This is a genomic window from Mycobacterium sp. 1245805.9 (assembly GCF_001672915.1).
GTDB lineage: Bacteria > Actinomycetota > Actinomycetes > Mycobacteriales > Mycobacteriaceae > Mycobacterium.
This window is the reverse complement of the sequence record NZ_LZKR01000146.1, coordinates 1-20,591: the sequence shown is the minus strand read 5'-3', so window position 1 is coordinate 20,591 and position 20,591 is coordinate 1. Positions and strand designations below refer to the sequence as shown.

Here is a 20,591-nt window from a genome sequence, read left to right as displayed (position 1 = left end):
AGCTTCACGTTGCCGCCGTTCCCGGGTCTGCCGCCGATTACGTTGCCCAACTTGGGTGCCGACATCAGCGCGGCGCTGAACGCGGTCCTGTCCGGGGCGTTGACGTTGCCGCCGATCAACCTGTCGCTGCCGGGGCTGCCGAGCTTCACGTTGCCGCCGTTCCCGGGTCTGCCGCCGATTACGCTGCCGAACCTGGGGGCGGACATCAGCGCCGCCCTGAACGCGGCACTGTCGGGGGCACTGACCCTGCCGCCGATCAACCTGTCGCTGCCGGGTCTGCCGAGCTTCACGTTGCCGCCGCTGCCGGGTCTGCCGCCGATTACGCTGCCCAACCTGGGGGCGGACATCAACGCGGCGCTGAACGCGGTCCTGTCGGGGGCGTTGACGTTGCCGCCGATCAACTTGTCGCTGCCGGGCTTGCCGAGCTTCACGTTGCCGCCGTTCCCGGGTCTGCCGCCGATCACGCTGCCCAACCTGGGGGCGGACATCAGCGCAGCGTTGAACGCGGCATTGTCGGGGGCGTTGACGTTGCCGCCGATCAACCTGTCGCTGCCGGGTCTGCCGAGCTTCACGTTGCCGCCGTTCCCGGGTCTGCCGCCGATTACGCTGCCCAACCTGGGTGCCGACATCAACGCCGCGCTGAACGCCGTCCTGTCGGGGGCGCTGGCGCTACCGCCTTTCACCTTCCCGGCCCTGCCTCCGTTCACGCTGCCTGACCTGGGTGGGCTGAGTCTGGGATTGAGCGCGGCGCTGAACGGAATTGGTGGTTCAATCAGCGCGTCGCTGAACGGATTGGGTGCGTCGCTGAACGCGATGTTGGCGGGAAGCCTGAACCTGGGCACCAACCTCAACGCGTTCATCCAGACCGGTGAGACGCTGGCGGCCAACTTCGCCGGCAACCTCGCAGCTGGCCTGAACACGGCGATCCAAACCGGCGAGAGCCTGGCCGCCAACTTCGCTGCCGCGTTGTCGACGCTGTCCATTCCCAACTTGGGACTGTCCATCAATGCGGCGCTGTCGGCTAACCTCGGTGCCGCTTTGAACGGGCTGGTACAGGCCACCGGATCGCTGACGGGCGGACTCACCGGCGGCCTCGCGGGCCTGGTGCAGGCGGGTGAAACCCTGGGCGGCAGCCTGGCGACGGGCCTGTCCGGGTTGGCCGGCACGGGTAATGCGTTGGTGACAATCTGGGAGAACACCGCGGCCCAGGTCGGTGGCGCGCTGTTCGGCGGTTTCGGGGCGACCCTAGGAGTGGGAGCTCCCGGCCTGCTCGGGTTCGGCACCGCCCTTGCGGCCGGGCTCTCCGGCGCGGCCGCCACGCTGGAACAGACGGGCGGCTCGCTCGCCATAGCGCTGAACGCGGCGCTGACCGATCTCGCCCTCTCAATACAGGCCGCGATCAATGCCAGCTTGGGGATCGGGGTCTCCGGATAAGCCCGGTGGCGCCCAGGAGTGTCGTGTAGGCCTCGCTCTTCCGAAGCGAAGCGAAGCCTTGCCCGACGCGACCTCCTGGGCGCACACCGCCCCCAGACAGACCGCTGGAATGGATTTGCAAACAACTGCATAACCATGCAGAATCGTCGAGATGGCCGACGTGTTGAGGGTGGCGGTTGCCGGTGCTACCGGTTACGCAGGTGGGGAAATCCTACGGCTCTTGCTCGGGCACCCGGGCTACGCCGAAGGCCGCCTCACGATCGGCGCTCTGACCGCGGCGGCAAGCGCCGGCAGCACGCTGGGTGAGCACCATCCGCATCTGATTCCGTTGGCCCAGCGCGTGGTCGAGCCCACCGACGAAGTCGTCCTCAAAGACCACGACGTGGTGTTTTTGGCGCTGCCGCACGGCCATTCGGCCGCCTTGGCCGAACGGCTCGCCCGGGAAACCCTGATCATCGACTGCGGCGCCGATTTCCGGCTCACGGATGCCGCCGCCTGGGAGCGGTTCTACGGAACGACCCATGCCGGCAGCTGGCCGTACGGGTTGCCGGAGTTGCCCGGCGCACGCGAACGGCTGCGCGGCGCGCGCCGCATCGCGGTTCCCGGCTGCTACCCTACGGCAGCCCTGCTCGCGCTGACGCCCGCGATGGCCGAGGACCTCATCGACCCGGCCGTCACGGTGGTCGCCGTCAGCGGCACCTCCGGGGCCGGCCGCGCCGCCAAGACCGACCTGCTCGGCTCGGAGGTCATCGGATCGGCGCGGGCCTACAACATCGCCGGCGCGCACCGGCACACCCCCGAAATCGCCCAGGGGCTGCGGGCCGTCACCGACCGCGACGTCACCGTGTCGTTCACCCCCGTGCTGATCCCGACCTCCCGCGGCATCCTGGCCACCTGCACCGCGCGCACCCGGGCGCCGCTGTCACAGCTGCGGGCCGCCTACGAAAAGGCTTACGACGCCGAGCCTTTCGTCTACCTGATGCCCGACGGGCAACTGCCCCGCACCGGCGCGGTGATCGGCAGCAACGCCACGCACATCGCGGTGGCGGTGGACGAGGCCGCGGAGACGTTCGTAGCGATCGCCGCGATCGACAACCTGGTCAAGGGCACGGGCGGCGCCGCCGTGCAGTCGATGAACCTGGCGCTGGGTTGGCCTGAGAGCGAAGGCCTTTCGGTGGTGGGGGTGGCGCCGTGACACAGCTTGCCGCCGAGGCGCGATTGCTGCGCGAACAGGGTGTCACCGCCCCGGCCGGGTTCCGGGCGGCCGGCATCGCCGCCGGGATCAAGGCATCCGGGGCCCGCGACCTCGCGCTGGTCTTCAACGAGGGGCCCGACTACGCGGCCGCCGGGGTATTCACTCGCAACAAGGTCAAGGCCGCGCCGGTGTTGTGGACCCAGCAGGTGCTGACCACCGGAGCGCTGCGGGCGGTCATCCTCAACTCCGGCGGCGCGAACGCCTGCACCGGTCCCGGCGGCTTCCAGGACACCCACGCCACGGCCGAGGCCGTCGCGGCGGCGCTGTCGGACTGGGGCACCGAGACCGGCGCCATCGAGGTCGGCGTCTGCTCCACCGGGCTGATCGGCGACCGGCTGCCGATGGACAAGGTGCTCGCCGGGGTGCGCGAGATCGTGCACGAGATGGCCGGCGGGCTGACCGGCGGCGAAGACGCCGCCCAGGCCATCATGACCACCGACACCGTGCCCAAACAGGTTGCGCTGCACCATCCCAACAACTGGACGATCGGCGGGATGGCCAAGGGCGCGGGCATGCTGGCCCCGTCGTTGGCCACCATGCTGTGTGTCCTCACCACCGACGCGGCCGTCGCCCCGGAGGCACTCGACCGGGCGCTGCGCCACGCCGCCGCCCGTACCTTCGACCGGCTCGACATCGACGGGTGCTGCTCCACCAACGACACCGTGCTGCTGCTGGCCTCGGGAGCCAGCGAGATCACCCCGTCCCAGGCCGAGCTCGACGACGCGGTGCTGCGGGTCTGCGACGATCTATGCGCGCAGCTTCAGGCCGACGCCGAGGGCGTCACCAAGCGCGTCACCGTCACCGTGACCGGTGCCGCCTCCGAGGACGACGCGCTGACGGCCGCGCGGGCGATCGCCCGCGACAGCCTGGTCAAGACGGCGGTGTTCGGGTCCGACCCGAACTGGGGCCGGGTACTCGCGGCCGTCGGCATGGCGCCTGTCACCCTCGAACCGGACCGGATCACGGTGTCGTTCAACGGTTTTGCGGTGTGCGTCGACGGGGTCGGGGCGCCCGGCGCGCGCGAGGTGGACCTTTCCGGCGCCGACATCGACATCACCGTCGACCTGCGTGTCGGCGACGGGCGGGCCGCTGTCCGGACCACCGACCTTTCGCACGGGTACGTCGAAGAGAATTCGGCCTACAGCTCATGAGCCTGCGCGTCGAAGAACTGCCCACCGCCATCAAAGCGCAGGTGCTCGCCGAAGCCCTGCCCTGGCTCAAGCAATTGCACGGCAAGATCGTCGTCATCAAATACGGCGGCAACGCGATGACCGACGACACGCTGCGGCACGCCTTCGCGGCCGATATGGCGTTCCTGCGCAACTGCGGCATCCACCCCGTCGTCGTGCACGGCGGCGGACCCCAAATCACCGCGATGCTGCGCCGGCTCGGCATCGAAGGCGACTTCAAGGGCGGCTTCCGGGTCACCACGCCCGAAGTCCTCGACGTGGCGCGGATGGTGCTGTTCGGCCAGGTGGGGCGCGAACTGGTGAACCTGATCAACGCGCATGGACCCTACGCCGTCGGGATTACTGGCGAGGACGCGCAACTGTTCACCGCGGTGCGGCGCAGCGTCACGGTCGACGGCGTGGCCACCGACATCGGGCTGGTGGGCGACGTCGAGCTGGTCAACACCGCCGCGGTGCTGGATTTGATTGCGGCACGCCGCATTCCGGTGGTGTCGACGCTGGCGCCCGACGCCGAAGGCGTGGTCCACAACATCAACGCCGACACCGCCGCGGCGGCGCTGGCCGAAGCCCTGGGAGCCGAAAAACTGTTGATGCTCACCGATGTCGAAGGCCTGTACACCAGCTGGCCCGACCGCGCCTCGTTGGTCAGCGAAATCGACACCGTCGCGCTGGCGCGGCTGTTGCCCACGCTGGAGACCGGCATGATCCCCAAGGTCGAGGCGTGCCTGCGGGCCGTCACCGGGGGTGTGCCCAGCGCGCACGTCATCGACGGCCGGGTCGAACACTGCGTGCTGGTCGAGCTTTTCACCGATGCGGGCACCGGAACCAAGGTAATCAGCGCATGACGGCCACCGAGACTTTGAAGCAGCGATGGGACGCCGTGATGATGCACAACTACGGCACCCCGCCGGTTGCGCTCGCCATCGGTGACGGCGCCGTCGTCACCGACGTGGACGGCAAGACCTACGTGGACCTGCTCGGCGGCATCGCGGTCAACGTCCTCGGCCATCGCCACCCGGCCGTCATCGAGGCCGTCACGCACCAGATGTCCACGCTGGGGCACACCTCCAATCTCTATGCCACCGAGCCGGGCATCGCGCTGGCCGAGGAACTCGTCGCCCTGCTCGGCGCCGACGCGCCGGCGCGGGTGTTCTTCTGCAACTCCGGCACCGAGGCCAACGAGGTGGCGTTCAAGATGTCGCGGCTCACCGGCCGCACCAAACTGGTTGCCGCGCAAGAGGCCTTCCACGGCCGCACGATGGGATCCCTGGCGCTGACGGGCCAGCCCACCAAGCAGGCGCCGTTCGAACCGCTGCCCGGTGATGTCACGCACGTGCCGTACGGCGACGCCGACGCTTTGGCCGCCGCGGTCGGCGACGACACCGCCGCGGTGTTCCTCGAACCGATCATGGGGGAGAGCGGCGTCGTCGTCCCGCCCGAGGGCTACCTGGCCGCCGCGCGCGACATCACCGCGCGCCACGGCGCCCTGCTGGTGCTCGACGAGGTCCAGACCGGGATGGGCCGCACCGGAGCGTTTTTCGCACACCAGCACGACGGCATCACCCCCGACGTGGTGACCATGGCCAAGGGGCTCGGCGGCGGGCTGCCCATCGGGGCGTGCCTGGCCGTCGGGCCGGCCGCCGAGCTGCTCACCCCGGGCCTGCACGGCAGCACCTTCGGCGGCAACCCGATCTGCACCGCGGCCGCGCTGGCGGTGCTGCGGGTGATCGCCGCCGAGGATCTGGTCCGGCACGCCGAGGTGCTGGGCAAGTCCGTGCGCGACGGCATCGAACGGCTCGGGCACCCACTCATCGACCACGTGCGCGGCCGCGGATTGCTCTGGGGCGTCGTGCTTTCGGCGCCGGCGGCCAAGGCCACCGAGGCCGCCGCGCGGGACGCGGGATTCCTGGTCAACGCCGCGGCCCCCGACGTCATCCGGCTGGCGCCGCCGCTGATCATCACCGAGGCGCAGATCGACGGCTTCATCGCCGCCTTACCGAGCATCCTCGATACCGCGGGGGCGGCAACATGATTCGGCACTTCCTGCGCGACGACGACCTGTCGCCCGCCGAACAGGCCGAGGTGCTCGACCTGGCCGCCGAACTGAAGAAGGACCCGTTCGCCCGGCGCCCCCTCGAAGGGCCCCGCGGGGTCGCGGTCATCTTCGACAAGAACTCCACCCGCACCCGGTTCTCCTTCGAGGTGGGCATCGCCCAACTCGGCGGGCACGCCGTCGTCGTGGACGCCCGCAGCACCCAAATGGGCCGCGACGAAACGCTGGGCGACACCGCACAGGTGTTGTCCCGCTACGTCGACGCCATCGTCTGGCGGACGTTCGGGCAGGACCGGCTGGAGGCGATGGCCGCCTCCGCGACGGTGCCGGTGATCAACGCGCTCTCCGACGATTTCCACCCGTGTCAGGTGCTCGCCGACCTGCAGACCATCGCCGAACGCAAGGGCTCGCTGAAGGGCTTGCGGCTGACGTACTTCGGCGACGGCGCCAACAACATGGCGCACTCGCTGATCCTCGGCGGGGTGACCGCCGGAATCCACGTAACCGTCGCCGCCCCTGACGGCTTCACGCCGGAGCCGGCTATCGTGGCCGCGGCCGGGCGGCGCGCCGAGGCCACCGGCGCATCGGTCGCCGTGACCGCCGACCCCGACGCGGCGGCCAAGGGCGCCGACGTCGTCGTCACCGACACCTGGACGTCGATGGGCCAGGAGAACGATGGGCTGGATCGGGTGGGGCCATTTCGGCCGTTCCAACTCAACGCCCGGCTCGTCGGGTTGGCCGACCCGGAAGCCGTTGTGCTGCACTGTCTTCCGGCCCACCGCGGGGAGGAGATCACCGACGAGGTGATGGACGGGCCGGCCAGCGCGGTGTGGGACGAGGCGGAAAACCGGCTACACGCCCAGAAGGCGCTGCTGGTGTGGCTGCTGGAGCGATCCCGATGACCCGCTCGAAGGCCAGCGCCGAGACCACTCGTGCCGGTCGGCAGGCCCGCATCGTGACGATCCTGTCGTCGGAGCCGATCAGCAGTCAGAGCGAACTGGCGGCCCGGCTGGCCGGCGAGGGCATCGACGTCACCCAGGCCACGCTGTCGCGCGATCTGGAGGAACTGGGCGCGGTCAAGCTGCGCGGCGCCGACGGCGGCGTCGGCGTCTACATCGTCCCCGAGGACGGCAGCCCGGTGCGCGGGGTGGCCGGCGGCACCGACCGGATGTCGCGCCTGCTCGGCGAGCTGCTGGTGTCGACCGACGCGAGCGGTAACCTCGCGGTGCTGCGCACCCCGCCGGGTGCGGCGCACTATCTGGCCAGCGCGATCGACCGCGCGGCCCTACCGTACGTAGTCGGCACCGTGGCCGGTGATGACACCATCCTGGTGGTTGCGCGCGAACCGATGACGGGCGCGGAACTCGCCGGGATGCTCGAGAACCTGAAGTAAGGAGAGGTCAATGTCAGAACGCGTCATCCTGGCGTATTCCGGCGGGCTGGACACCTCGGTGGCGATCAGCTGGATCGGCAAGGAGACCGGCCGCGAGGTGGTCGCGGTCGCGATCGACCTCGGCCAGGGCGGCGAGGACATGGAGCTGGTGCGCCAGCGGGCCCTGGACTGCGGCGCCGTGGAGGCCGTCGTCGTCGACGCCCGCGACGAGTTCGCCGAGGGCTACTGCCTGCCGACCGTGCTCAACAACGCGCTGTACATGGACCGCTACCCGCTGGTGTCGGCGATCAGCCGGCCGCTGATCGTCAAGCACCTGGTGGCGGCGGCCCGCGAGCACGGCGGCACCATCGTCGCGCACGGCTGCACCGGCAAGGGCAACGACCAGGTCCGCTTCGAAGTCGGATTCGGTTCGCTGGCACCGGATTTGGAGGTGCTCGCGCCGGTCCGCGACTACGCCTGGACGCGGGAGAAGGCGATCGCGTTCGCCGAGGAGAACGCCATCCCCATCAACGTCACCAAGCGCTCGCCGTTCTCGATCGACCAGAACGTGTGGGGCCGCGCGGTGGAAACCGGCTTCCTGGAACACCTTTGGAACGCCCCCACCAAGGACGTCTACTCCTACACCGAGGACCCCACCCTGAACTGGAGCACGCCCGACGAGGTGATCGTCGGGTTCGAGCGCGGGGTGCCGGTGTCCATCGACGGCAAGCGGGTGTCGATGTTGCAGGCGATCGAGGAACTCAACCGGCGGGCCGGCTCCCAGGGCGTCGGGCGCCTCGACGTCGTCGAGGACCGGCTGGTGGGCATCAAGAGCCGCGAGATCTACGAGGCGCCCGGGGCGATGGTGCTGATCACCGCGCACACCGAACTCGAGCACGTGACCCTGGAGCGGGAGCTGGGCCGGTTCAAGCGCCACACCGACCAGCGCTGGGCCGAGCTGGTGTACGACGGCCTGTGGTACTCGCCGCTGAAGGAGGCGCTGGAGAGCTTCGTCGCCAACACCCAGGAGCATGTGACCGGCGAGGTGCGAATGGTGTTGCACGGCGGCCACATTGCGGTCAACGGCCGGCGCAGTACCGAGTCGCTGTACGACTTCAACCTGGCCACCTACGACGAGGGCGACAGCTTCGACCAGTCGGCCGCGAAAGGCTTCGTCTACGTGCACGGGTTGTCGTCGAAGATCGCGTCCCGCCGGGACCTAGCGGGCCAGTGATCACGCCCCTCACCCCCGCGAGCGTGCGTGTCTGCACAGCGACACGCCGCGTTTCCAGTACAACTGCGCACGCTCGCGGGGTCGTGAGGGTGCAAGCGTGAGCACTCGCGAGGGGTCGCTGTGGGGCGGCCGGTTCGCCGACGGGCCGTCGGACGCGCTGGCCGCGTTGAGCAAGTCCACGCACTTCGACTGGGTGCTCGCGCCCTACGACATCGTCGCCTCCCGGGCGCACACGGTGATCCTGTTCCGGGCGGGGCTCCTCGACGAGGGGCAGCGCGACGGGTTGTTGGCCGGCCTGGACAGCCTTGCCGAGGACGTCGCCGACGGCAGCTTCACGCCGTTGGTGACCGACGAGGACGTGCACGCCGCGCTGGAGCGCGGGCTGATCGACCGGGTCGGGCCCGACCTCGGCGGCCGGTTGCGCGCCGGACGGTCGCGAAACGACCAGGTGGCCACGCTCTTTCGGATGTGGCTGCGCGACGCGGCCCGACGGGTCGCCGGCGGGGCGCTCGACATCGTCGCCGCGCACGCCGCCCAGGCCGCCGCCCACCCGGACGCGATCATGCCCGGCAAGACCCACCTGCAGTCCGCCCAGCCGATCCTGCTGGCGCATCACCTGCTCGCGCACGCCCAGCCGTTGCTGCGCGACGTGGACCGCATCGTCGACTTCGACCGGCGCGCGGCGGTGTCCCCGTACGGTTCGGGCGCGCTGGCCGGGACGTCGCTGGGCCTGGACCCGGACGCGATCGCCGCGGAGCTGGGCTTCGCCGCCGCCGCCGAGAACTCCGTCGACGCGACCGCAGCCCGGGATTTCGCCGCGGAGGCCGCGTTCGTCTTCGCCATGATCGGCGTCGACCTGTCCCGGCTGGCCGAGGACATCATCTTGTGGAGCTCAACCGAATTCGGCTACGTCACCCTGCACGACTCGTGGTCCACCGGCAGCTCGATCATGCCGCAGAAGAAGAACCCCGACATCGCCGAGCTGGCCCGCGGCAAGGCCGGGCGGCTGATCGGAAACCTGGCCGGGCTGCTGGCGACGCTCAAGGCGCAGCCGCTGGCCTACAACCGGGACCTGCAGGAGGACAAGGAGCCGGTGTTCGACGCGGTGGCGCAGCTGGAGCTGCTGCTGCCGGCGATGGCCGGCCTGGTGGCCAGCCTGACGTTCGACGTCGAGCGGATGGCCGCCCTGGCCCCGGCCGGCTACACGCTGGCCACCGACATCGCGGAGTGGCTCGTTCGCCAGGGCGTCCCGTTCCGGTCCGCGCACGAGGCCGCCGGGGCGGCTGTCCGCACCGCCGAGGGACGCGGCGTCGGGCTCGACGAGCTGACCGACGACGAACTGGCCGCCATCAGCCCCAAACTGACCCCGGAGGTCCGCGACGTGCTGACCATCGAGGGGTCGGTGGCCGCGCGGGATTCGCGGGGCGGCACCGCGCCCACCCGGGTCGCCGAGCAGCTCGACGCGGTGTTGGCCAGGAGCGCCGAGCTCAAGGACCGCCTAACACCGCAGCCATAGCCGGGAATCCGACGAGAACCGGACCTTTGGATACAAATGCCATCGGCTAGCAAATGGCGATAAATTCTTTCGCGCCGAATGGCGGCCACCGGCATATTGACGCAGCGGTAAATTGTTGGGACGGGAAATGCATTGGGACTTTCCCCGAGTCGCTCGGCTGGCGTTGTGCCTCCGCGATGCGCTGCGGCGTCGTCGCCGACTTGATGTCGCCTCGTCGCCTACAACCGCAGCTAACGCCGCAGGTCGGCGGCTCGTTTCTGCCTTACTTATGAAACCCGGCTAAGCTTTCAGCTCGAAAAGCGATCTGGCTGAACTTGTCGGCCTAGTTACACGTCTCCAAAAGGGTGGGACCAATGAGCGTCATCGCAGGTGTCTTCGGCGCCCTGCCGCCTCACCGCTATTCGCAGCGGGAGCTGACCGATTTCTTTATCAGCATCCCGGAGTTCGCCGAATACGAGGATCTGGTACGCCAGCTGCACGCCAGCTCCAAAGTCAACGGCCGCCACCTGGTTTTGCCGCTGGAGAAATACCCGACGCTGACCGACTTCAGCGTGGCCAACCGGGTGTTCATCGAGCACGCCGTGGATCTGGGCTGTGAGGCGCTGTCGGGCGCCCTCGAAGAGGCGGGGCTGCAGCCGCAGGACCTCGACGTGCTGATCACCACGACGGTCACCGGGATCGCGGTTCCGTCGCTGGACGCCCGCATCGCCGGGCGGCTCGGCCTGCGACCGGATGTGCGGCGGGTGCCGCTGTTCGGATTGGGTTGCGTGGCCGGCGCCGCGGGGGTCGCCCGCATGAACGACTACCTGCGGGGAGCGCCGGACGGCGTCGCGGCCCTGGTGTCGGTGGAGCTTTGCTCGATGACCTACCCGGGCTACAAGCCGACGGTGGCCGGCCTGGTCGGCAGCGCGCTGTTTGCCGACGGCGCGGGCTCGGTGGTGGCCGTCGGGGAGCGCCGCGCCGAGCAGATCGGTGCCGTCGGTCCCGACATCGTCGATTCGCGCAGCCACCTTTACCCCGACTCGCTGCGCACGATGGGTTACGACGTGGGCGCCACCGGCTTCGAGCTGGTCCTTTCGAAGGACGTGGCCGGCGTTGTGGAGCAGTACCTGTACGACGACGTCACCGGGTTCCTGGGAGAGCATGGCCTCACGACCACGGACGTGGGCGCCTGGGTAAGCCATCCCGGCGGTCCCAAGGTCATCGAGGCGATCGTCAAGACCCTCGACCTGCCGCCGGAGGCCCTGGAGTTGACCTGGCGTTCGCTCGGTGAGATCGGCAATCTCTCGTCCGCGTCGGTGCTGCACGTGCTGCGCGACACCCTGGCCAAGCCGCCGCCCAGTGATAGCCCCGGGCTGATGATCGCGATGGGTCCCGGATTCTGTTCTGAGCTCGTGCTCCTGCGCTGGCATTGAGTCCACGAGTGGCGCGACCCCTGGCGCCCGCAGTTGACGAGATCCGCACACGGCACGAGCGGCCGCTGAAAGAATATGGCGATGATCGTCGCGCGGCTTGGCGCCGATTGAGTATCCCGAGAGGCCGGGGCTCATGAACAGCACTCACGAAGAGCTCGTGCGGGCCCTGCGCGCGTCCCTGAAACAAAACGAGCAGCTCAAGCGGGAGAACCGCGAGTACTTGGCCCAGGCAACCGAACCGGTGGCGATCGTCGGGATGGGCTGCCGGTATCCCGGCGGGGTGGATTCGCCCGAGGGCCTGTGGGCGATGGTCGCCGAGGGCCGCGACGTGGTGTCGGACTTCCCGGACGACCGGGGCTGGGACCTGGCGGACCTGTTCGACGCGGACGCCGACGCGGTCGGCAAGTCGTATTCGAGGCAGGGCGGGTTCCTCGCCGACGTGGCCGGTTTCGACGCCGCCTTCTTCGGGATCGCACCCAGCGAGGCCCTGGCGATGGATCCGCAGCAGCGGTTGCTGCTGGAGATCTCCTGGGAGGCGCTGGAACGCGCGGGCATCGACCCGCTGCGCTTGCGCGGCTCGGCCACCGGGGTGTTCGCCGGCGTCTTCCACGGTTCGTACGGCGGCGCGGGCCGGGTGCCGGGAGAGCTGGAGCGCTATGGGATGCGCGGCACGACGCTGAGCGTGGCGTCGGGCCGGGTGGCGTACGCGCTGGGGCTGGAGGGCCCGGCGGTGTCGGTGGACACGGCGTGTTCGTCGTCGTTGGTGGCGATGCACCTGGCGGCGCGGTCGTTGCGCTCGGGCGAGTGCGATCTGGCGCTGGCCGGCGGCGTGACCGTGATGGCCACGCCGGCGATGTTCGTCGACTTCAGCCGGCAGCGGGCGCTGTCGGTCGACGGTCGGTGCAAGGCCTACGCGGGCGCCGCCGACGGCACCGGGTTCTCCGAGGGCGCCGGGATGCTGGTGCTGGAGCGGTTGAGCGACGCCCGGCGGTTGGGGCATCCGGTGCTGGCGGTGCTGCGCGGTTCGGCGGTCAATCAGGACGGCGCCTCCAACGGGCTGGCGACGCCGAACGGGCCGTCGCAGCAGCGGGTGATCCGGGCGGCGTTGGCCAGCGCTCGCCTCGAGGCGGCCGACGTGGACGTCGTGGAGGGCCACGGCACCGGCACGATGCTGGGGGATCCGATTGAGGCCCAGGCGATTTTGGCGACGTATGGGCAGGACCGGGTTGAGCCCCTGTGGCTCGGGTCGATCAAATCCAACATGGGCCACACGTCGGCCGGTGCGGGCGCGGCCGGGGTGATCAAGATGGTGCAGGCGATGCGTCACGGGGTGATGCCGCGGACGCTGCACGTGGATGTGCCGTCGCCGCATGTGGATTGGTCGGCGGGGGCGGTGTCGTTGTTGACGGAGGCGCGGCCCTGGCCCTCGGGGGATCGGCCGCGCCGGGCCGGGGTGTCGTCGTTCGGGATCAGCGGCACCAACGCCCACGTGATCGTCGAAGAGGCACCCGCCGAGCCGGAACCGGTTGCGGCCCAACGCGACGAGCCGCCCTCGGTGCCGTGGGTGGTGTCGGCTCGTTCCGAGCCCGCGTTGGCCGACCAGGCGGCTCGGCTATCGGCGTGGGTGGGCGACCGAGAGGGGTTGAGCGCCACCGATGTCGGGTGGTCGCTGGCCAGCAGTCGCTCGACGTTCGAGCATCGCGCGGTGGTGGTGGGTCGCGACCGCGAGGCCCTGCTGGCGGGCGTGGCCGGGGTGGCGTCCGGTTCGCCCGGCGCGGGCGTGGTGGCGGGCCGGGCCCGTCCGGCGGGCAAGACGGCGTTCGTGTTCCCGGGGCAGGGCTCGCAGTGGGTCGGCATGGGGGCCCAATTGCTTGACGAGTCAACGGTGTTCGCCGATCACATGCGACGGTGTGACAAGGCGCTCGGCGAGCACGTCCAGTGGTCGTTGATCGACGTCATCCGCGCGGCGCCGGGCGCGCCGGGGCTGGACCGGGTGGACGTGGTGCAACCGGCGCTGTGGGCGGTGATGGTGTCGCTGGCCGAGATGTGGCGGTCCGTGGGCGTCGCACCCGACGCGGTGATCGGCCATTCGCAGGGCGAGATCGCCGCGGCGTGCGTGGCGGGCGCGCTCTCGCTGGAGGACGGCGCGCGGGTGGTGGCGTTGCGCAGCCTGCTCTTGCTGCAGTTGTCCGGCGAGGGGGGCATGGCCTCGCTGGCGTGCGGCTTACCGCAGGCGCGGGAGTTGGCGGCGCACGGGGGCGATCGGTTGAATATCGCTGCGGTGAACGGCGTTTCAGCGGTCGTCGTGTCCGGCGATGTGGAGGCGCTGGACGAGCTGATCCGGCGCTGCGAGGCCGACAACGTTCGGGCGCGACGGATCGACGTCGACTACGCGTCGCACTCCACACAGGTGGACGCGATCCGCGAACCTCTGATTCAGGCGCTGGCGGACATCGAGCCCCGGTCTTCCTCGACCGCGTTCTACTCGACCGTCACCGGTGAGGTCATGGACACCGCGGGCCTGGGCGCCGAGTACTGGTTCCGAAACATCCGCGAGACGGTGGAATTCGAGCGCGCGGTGCGTGGCGCGCGCGACGCCGGGCACCGGATGTTCGTCGAATGCAGCCCGCACCCGGTGTTGATCGCCGGCATCGAAGAAACGGTCGGTTCCGCCGACGACGCGACCGTCGTCCCGTCGCTGGGCCGCGACGACGGCGGACTCGACCGGTTCTGGCTCTCCGTGGGCCAGGCGCACGTCGCCGGGGCAGAGGTGGATTGGCGGGCGGCGTTCGCCGGCGGCGACGCGCGGTGCGTGGAGCTGCCGACGTACGCGTTTCAGCGACAGCGCTTTTGGTTGCCGGGCCAGTTCATGGGTTCGGGTGACATGGGCCGGTTGGGATTGGCCGCGGCCGAGCACGGCCTGTTGGGTGCGGTGGTGCAGCGGCCCGATTCGGGCGGGGTGGTGCTGACCGGTCGGCTGTCCGCCGCCGCGCACCCCTGGTTGGCCGATCACCGGGTGACCGGGGTGACGTTATTCCCGGGCGCCGGGTTTGTGGAACTGGCCGCCCGCGCCGGCGACGAGGTCGGCTGCCCGGCGGTCGAGGAGCTGACGCTGTCGGCCCCGCTGGTGCTGCCCGCGGACGGCTCGGTGCAGGTTCAGGTGGTCGTCGGCGGGGCGGACGCGGCGGGTTCGCGGCCCGTGGCGGTGTATTCCGCTGGTGCGCAGCCGGATTCGCAGTGGACGTTGAACGCCGAGGGCCTGCTGGGGGTCCGGGCGGCCGAGCCGGGCGCGGACTTGTCGGCATGGCCGCTCGCGGGCGCGGAGCCGGTCGACGTGAGCGACGCCTACCGGCGCCTGGCGGCGCGGGGTTACGAGTACGGGCCCGCCTTTCGGGGATTGCGGGCCATGTGGCGGCGCGACGACGAGATCTTCGCCGAGGTCGCGGTCTCACAAGAGGCCGGCGTCACGGTTGACGGGTTCGGGATCCATCCGGCGCTGCTGGACGCCGCGTTGCACTCGCTAGGCCTGGCCGACCCGGACGCCCCGACAGTGTTGCCGTTTTCCTGGCAGCGGGTGAGCCTGCACGCGGCGGGCGCAGCGCGGGCGCGGGTGCGGATCGCGCCGGTGGGCCCCGGGGCGGTGTCCATCGAGCTGGCCGACGCGATGGGCCTTCCGGTGTTGTCGGTGCGACGGCTTGACCTGCGGCCGCTGTCGGCGGGCCAGCTGTCGGCGGCGGGCCCGGCCGCCGGCGGGCTGCTCGAGGTCGCCTGGTCACCAACGCCGTTGGGCGACACCGGTGTCGGCGACGGTGTGGTGGTGTGGGAACCGGGCGCGGGCCCAGATGTGGTGCGCGCCGCTCATGAGGCCGTTCACGAGGCGTTGGGCGTGTTGCAGTCCTGGCTGGCCGGCGACGGGCGCGGGGTGCTGGTCGTGCAGACCCGCGGCGCCGTGGCGCTGCCCGGCGAGGACGTCGCGGACCTGGCCGGCGCGGCGGTGTGGGGACTGGTCCGCTCCGCCCAGGCCGAGCACCCCGATCGGGTGGTGCTGGTCGACTCCGACGGGTCGCTGGACACGAGCGCGGTAATCGGTTGCGGCGAACCGCAGTTGGCAATCCGGGCCGGGGTCGCCTACGCGCCCCGGCTGGCGCCGGTGCCGCCCGACGCGGCGTTGGCGCTGCCGGCCGGGAATTGGCGGTTGGACACCGGCGGCGGCGGGACGCTCGAGGACTTGGTCGTGCGCCCGAGCCCGCCGGTGGAGCTGGCCGCCGGCCAGGTGCGCGTGGCGGTGGCCGCGGTCGGGGTGAACTTCCGGGATGTGCTGGTGGCGTTGGGGATGTACCCCGGCGGCGGCCAGCTGGGCGCCGAGGGCGTCGGCGTGATCGCCCAAGTCGGCCCCGGTGTGTCCGGGCTGGCGGTCGGTGACCGCGTGATGGGGCTGCTCGGCGTCGTGGGCTCGGAAGCGGTGGTCGATGCGCGGTTGGTGGCCGCGGTCCCGGCGCAGTGGTCAACCCTCGAGGCCGCAGGCGTGCCGGTGGTGTTCTTGACGGCGCTGTACGGCCTGTCGGTGCTGGCCGGGCTGCGCGCCGGGCAGCGGGTGCTGATCCACGCCGCCACGGGCGGGGTCGGCATGGCCGCGGTGCAGCTGGCGCGGCATTGGGGGGCCGAGGTCTTCGCCACCGCCAGCCGGGGCAAGTGGGAAACGTTGCGCGCGATGGGTTTCGACGACGACCACATCGCCGACTCGCGGACCACCGCGTTCGAGCAACAGTTCCTCGCGGCGACCGGCGGCCGCGGGGTGGACGTCGTACTGGACTCGCTGGCCGGGGAGTTCGTGGACGCCTCGTTGCGCTTACTGGTCGACGGCGGGCACTTCGTCGAGATGGGCAAGACCGACCTGCGCGACCCCGACGAGATCGCCGCGCAGCACCCCGGCGTGCGGTATCAGGCCTTCGACCTCACCGAGGTCAGCCCCGATCGCATCGCGGCCATGCTGGCCGAGCTGACCGATCTGTTCAAAGAGGGCGTCCTGAAGCCGCTGCCGACAAGGGCTTTCGACGTGCGCCGTGCCGCCGAGACGTACCGGTTCGTCAGCCAGGCCCGCCACGTCGGCAAGATCGTGCTGACGCTGTCGTCGGGGCTTTCCGGGGGCACCGCGCTGATCACCGGCGGAACCGGGATGGCCGGTTCGGCGCTGGCACGTCACCTCGTCGCCCAGTACGGGGTGGCCCACGTCGTGCTGGCCAGCAGGAGCGGCGGCGACGAACGAACGGCCGAGCTGGAGGCCGAGTTACGGTCGGCCGGGGCCGGGGTGTCGGTGGTTTCCTGCGATGTGGCCGACCGGGACGCGGCCGCGGCGCTGTTGGCGCGGGTGCCCGCCGAGTATCCGTTGCGCGGGGTGTTTCATGCCGCGGGGACGCTGGACGACGGATTGATCGCGTCGTTGACGCCCGAGCGAGTGGATGCGGTGTTGCGCGCCAAGGTCGACGGGGCATGGAACATGCACGAGCTGACCGCGGGGCTGGATCTGTCCGCGTTCGTGCTGTTTTCGTCGATGGCCGGGATCGTCGGCACCCCCGGACAGGGCAATTACGCCGCGGCCAACAGCTTCCTGGACGCGCTGGCCGCGCATCGCCGCGCAAATGGTTTGCCCGGCTTGTCGGTGGCCTGGGGCCTGTGGGAGCAGGCATCGGCGATGACCGCGCACCTGGGCGACACGGACAAGGACCGCATGAGCCGGCTGGGCCTCGCGCCATTGTCGACCACCGAGGCCCTCCAGCGTCTGGACGCCGCCATGGTGGGCGAGCGGTTCGTCGTGGTGGCCACGTCCCTGGACCGGATCGCGCTGTCGCACAACGCCGCAGCGCTGCCACCTCTGCTGCACGGTTTGGCCACCCGTCCCGCTCGCCGCGTCATCGACGACACCTCGGTCGCCGCCTCGACGACGGGGCTGACCGCGCGGCTGCGGGAGTTGGCGCCCGACCAGCGCCACCGCGAACTCGTCGAGCTGGTGCGCAGCAACGCCGCCACCGTGCTGGGACGCACCAACGTGGCAGACATCAACGCCGAACGGGCTTTCCAGGAACTGGGCTTCGACTCCCTGACCGCCGTCGAACTGCGAAACCGGCTGAAAACCGCCACCGGGCTGACCCTTTCACCCACCATCATCTTCGACCATCCCACGCCCACCGCGCTGGGCGAATACCTGGACACCCGCCTCGCGACCGGGACCGAGAAACCCAACCCGGCGGCCCGCGCCAACGACATCGCCGCGGAGCTACAAGCGCTCCTCAACCGAACCGACTGGGACCCGGAAGACAAGACGCACCTGGCCATCCGGCTGCAGAACCTGCTAACCACCCTCACCAGCGCCGGCCTCGAAGACACCGACGACGCCGACATCCACACCGCGACCGAAAGCCAACTCTTCGCCATCCTCGACGAAGAGCTGGGCTCGTAACTTAAGGAGCACGCGGTGCCGGGCACCGAAAAGCATCTCGATTACCTCAAGCGCCTCACCGCCGACCTCAGGCGGACGCGCCGGCGCGTCCTGGAGTTGGAGGGCAAGCAGTCGGAGCCGGTCGCGGTGGTGGGGATGGCCTGCCGCTACGCGGGCGGGGTGGATTCACCGGAAGCGTTGTGGGACATGGTGGTCGAAGGCCGCGACGCGGTGTCGGATTTTCCGACCGACCGCGGCTGGGACGTCGACGGGTTGTTCGATCCGGATCCCGACGCCAAGGGGAAGATGTACACGCGCCGCGGGTGCTTCCTGCGCGACGCCGGCGACTTCGACGCCGGGTTCTTCGGCATCGGCCCGAGCGAGGCCCTGGCGATGGATCCGCAGCAACGCTTGATGCTGGAGATCTCCTGGGAGGCGTTGGAGCGGGCGGGCATTGACCCGCTCACGCTGCGCGGCTCGGCCACCGGGGTGTTCGCCGGCGTCATCCACGCCGGCTACGGCGGCGAGGTGAAGGGCGAACTGGAGGGCTACGGGCTCACCGGCTCGACCCTGAGCGTGACCTCCGGCCGCGTGGCGTACGTGCTGGGGCTGGAAGGCCCTGCGGTGTCGGTGGATACCGCGTGTTCGTCGTCGTTGGTGGCGATGCACCTGGCCGCGCAGTCGCTGCGCTCGGGCGAGTCCGACCTGGCGCTGGCCGGCGGAGTGACCGTGATGGCCACCCCGGCCGCCTTCGTGGAATTCAGCCGGCAACGGGCGCTGGCGCCCGACGGCCGATGCAAGGTGTATGCCGGCGCCGCCGACGGCACCGCGTGGTCGGAGGGCGCGGGTGTGCTGGTGCTGGAGCGGTTGAGCGACGCCCGCCGGCTGGGGCATCCGGTGTTGGCGATCTTGCGGGGCTCGGCGGTCAACCAGGACGGCGCCTCCAACGGTTTGACCGCACCCAATGGGCCGTCGCAGCAACGGGTGATCCGGGCGGCCCTCGCCAGCGCCGGCCTGAGCGCGGCCGACGTCGACGTGGTCGAGGGCCACGGGACCGGGACGGTGCTCGGGGATCCGATTGAGGCCCAGGCACTTCTGGCGACCTACGGACAAGATCGCGTCGAACCGCTGTGGCTCGGGTCGATCAAATCCAATATCGGCCACACCTCCGCCGGCGCCGGTGTGGCCGGGGTGATCAAGATGATCCAGGCGATGCGTCACGGGGTGATGCCACAGACGCTGCACGTGGATGTGCCGTCGCCGCATGTGGATTGGTCGGCGGGGGCGGTGTCGTTGTTGACCGAGCCGCGGCCCTGGCCCGCGGGGGATCGCCCGCGCCGGGCCGGGGTGTCGTCGTTCGGGATCAGCGGGACCAACGCCCACGTGATCATCGAGGATCCACCAGCGCTGGAAGGCGTTGCGGTGGAACGGGATAGGCCGCGCGAGGCCGTCGTGGCGCCGTGGGTGCTGTCGGCTCGCACGCCCGAAGCGCTGGGCGTGTCCGCCAAGCGGCTGCTGGCGCGGGTGAGCGCCGACGAGGACCTGAGCGTCACCGACGTCGGGTGGTCGCTGGCCACCACCCGCTCCGCCTTCGATCATCGCGCCGTGGTGGTGGGCGCCGACCGCGAGGCCATGCAACTGAGCCTGGTGCAGCTGGCCGCCGGCGACCCGGGCCCCGATACGGTCGTCGGACGGGCGCGGTCGGCGGGCAAGACCGTGTGGCTGTTTCCCGGCCAGGGGTCGCAGCGCCTGGGGATGGGCGCGGCGCTGTACCGCCGATTCCCGGAGTTCGCCCGCGCCTTCGACGAGGCCGCGCAGGCGTTGGACGAACACCTGCGGTTGCCGCTGCGTCAGGTGGTGTGGGGCGGTGACCCGAACCTGTTGGAAAGCACTGAGTTTGCCCAGCCGGCATTGTTCGCGGTCGAGGTCGCACTGGCCGCGCTGTGGCGGGTCTGGGGTGTGCTGCCCGATGTCGTGATCGGCCACAGCGTCGGTGAGATCGCCGCCGCCCACGTCGCCGGGGTGCTGTCCCTGGCGGACGCGGCCAAACTCGTGGCCGCCCGGGGCCGGTTGATGGGCGCACTGCCCGCCGGCGGCGTGATGGTCGCCGTGGCCGCCAGTGAGGCCGAGGTGGCGCCGTTGTTGACCGAGGGCGTCAGCCTGGGGGCGGTCAACGGGCCCAGCGCCGTGGTGATTTCGGGCGAGGGGGCCGCGGTGGACGCAGTGGCCGACCGGTTGGCTCAGCAGGGCCGGCGGATCCATCGGCTGGCGGTCTCGCATGCGTTCCATTCCCCGCTGATGGAACCCATGATCGAGCGGTTCGCGGAGGTGGTCGGCCAGGTCTCGCCGGCCGAGCCGCGGATTGCGTTGATTTCCAACGTGACCGGCCAGGTGGCCGGGCCAGGGTACGGCTCGCCGGAGTACTGGGTCGAACATGTCCGCGCGCCGGTGCGCTTCGCCGACGGCGTCCAACAGGCCGAGACGCTGGGGGCAGGGGTGTTCGTCGAGGTGGGGCCCGGCAAGGCGCTGACGGCCGCGGTGAGGAGCGACTCGACCTCGGCCCGGTCCTTGGCGACGGACACCACCGCGTCGGTGGTCGACGACTGCGCCACCGCGGCCGTCAGCGCCTTGCCGGGCCCCACCTCGACGAACACCCCTGCCCCCAGCGTCTCGGCCTGTTGGACGC

General features: G+C 70.7%; 11 protein-coding genes and 1 pseudogene. All 12 read left to right on the top strand.

The annotated features are described in order from the left end of the window. Positions 1 to 1,434, top strand: a 1,434-nt coding sequence (locus A9X00_RS19530) for a hypothetical protein (protein ID WP_232006885.1), incomplete at its 5' end; no start/stop codon positions are given. A gap of 135 nt (positions 1,435 to 1,569) precedes the next feature. Further along, positions 1,570 to 2,629: pseudogene (argC, locus tag A9X00_RS19525) on the top strand (N-acetyl-gamma-glutamyl-phosphate reductase). Then, entirely contained in the window at positions 2,626 to 3,840 is a 1,215-nt protein-coding gene (gene argJ, locus A9X00_RS19520; protein ID WP_067157055.1) for a bifunctional glutamate N-acetyltransferase/amino-acid acetyltransferase ArgJ, read from the top strand. The pseudogene argC and the gene argJ overlap by 4 nt, the downstream one beginning before the upstream one ends. After that, positions 3,837 to 4,724, top strand: coding sequence for an acetylglutamate kinase (gene argB / locus A9X00_RS19515; RefSeq protein ID WP_067157052.1), 888 nt, complete (start codon positions 3,837 to 3,839; stop codon positions 4,722 to 4,724). The genes argJ and argB overlap by 4 nt, the downstream gene beginning before the upstream one ends. Continuing rightward, positions 4,721 to 5,911, top strand: coding sequence for an acetylornithine transaminase (locus A9X00_RS19510; protein ID WP_067157049.1), 1,191 nt, complete (start codon positions 4,721 to 4,723; stop codon positions 5,909 to 5,911). The genes argB and A9X00_RS19510 overlap by 4 nt, the downstream gene beginning before the upstream one ends. After that, complete coding sequence (argF, locus tag A9X00_RS19505) at positions 5,908 to 6,834, top strand: ornithine carbamoyltransferase (protein WP_067157046.1); 927 nt, start codon at positions 5,908 to 5,910, stop codon at positions 6,832 to 6,834. The genes A9X00_RS19510 and argF overlap by 4 nt, the downstream gene beginning before the upstream one ends. After that, positions 6,831 to 7,325, top strand: coding sequence for an arginine repressor (locus A9X00_RS19500; protein WP_067157043.1), 495 nt, complete (start codon positions 6,831 to 6,833; stop codon positions 7,323 to 7,325). The genes argF and A9X00_RS19500 overlap by 4 nt, the downstream gene beginning before the upstream one ends. Positions 7,326 to 7,335: 10 nt before the next feature. Further along, positions 7,336 to 8,538 (top strand): argininosuccinate synthase, encoded by a 1,203-nt coding sequence (locus tag A9X00_RS19495; RefSeq protein ID WP_067157040.1) that lies wholly within the window; start codon positions 7,336 to 7,338, stop codon positions 8,536 to 8,538. Between the two features lie 97 nt (positions 8,539 to 8,635). Beyond that, positions 8,636 to 10,054: an argininosuccinate lyase gene (gene argH, locus A9X00_RS19490; protein WP_067157037.1), complete on the top strand. Its 1,419-nt coding sequence runs from the start codon at positions 8,636 to 8,638 to the stop codon at positions 10,052 to 10,054. 353 nt (positions 10,055 to 10,407) lie between these two features. Next, complete coding sequence (locus A9X00_RS19485; RefSeq protein ID WP_067157034.1) at positions 10,408 to 11,469, top strand: type III polyketide synthase; 1,062 nt, start codon at positions 10,408 to 10,410, stop codon at positions 11,467 to 11,469. A 133-nt stretch (positions 11,470 to 11,602) separates the two neighbouring features. Then, on the top strand, positions 11,603 to 17,926 hold the full coding sequence (locus A9X00_RS19480) for a type I polyketide synthase (RefSeq protein WP_067157031.1): 6,324 nt from the start codon (positions 11,603 to 11,605) through the stop codon (positions 17,924 to 17,926). 15 nt (positions 17,927 to 17,941) lie between these two features. Further along, positions 17,942 to 20,591 (top strand): type I polyketide synthase (locus A9X00_RS19475; RefSeq protein ID WP_156772186.1); only part of this gene is annotated, 2,650 nt, incomplete at its 3' end.

Excerpts from the sequence above, each read along its gene's own strand:
- argB (WP_067157052.1), top strand. The coding sequence starts at position 3,837 with ATGAGCCTGCGCGTCGAAGAACTGCCCACCGCCATCAAAGCGCAGGTG.
- A9X00_RS19510 (WP_067157049.1), top strand. The coding sequence starts at position 4,721 with ATGACGGCCACCGAGACTTTGAAGCAGCGATGGGACGCCGTGATGATG.
- argF (WP_067157046.1), top strand. The coding sequence starts at position 5,908 with ATGATTCGGCACTTCCTGCGCGACGACGACCTGTCGCCCGCCGAACAG.
- A9X00_RS19500 (WP_067157043.1), top strand. The coding sequence starts at position 6,831 with ATGACCCGCTCGAAGGCCAGCGCCGAGACCACTCGTGCCGGTCGGCAG.
- A9X00_RS19495 (WP_067157040.1), top strand. The coding sequence starts at position 7,336 with ATGTCAGAACGCGTCATCCTGGCGTATTCCGGCGGGCTGGACACCTCG.
- A9X00_RS19485 (WP_067157034.1), top strand. The coding sequence starts at position 10,408 with ATGAGCGTCATCGCAGGTGTCTTCGGCGCCCTGCCGCCTCACCGCTAT.
- A9X00_RS19480 (WP_067157031.1), top strand. The coding sequence starts at position 11,603 with ATGAACAGCACTCACGAAGAGCTCGTGCGGGCCCTGCGCGCGTCCCTG.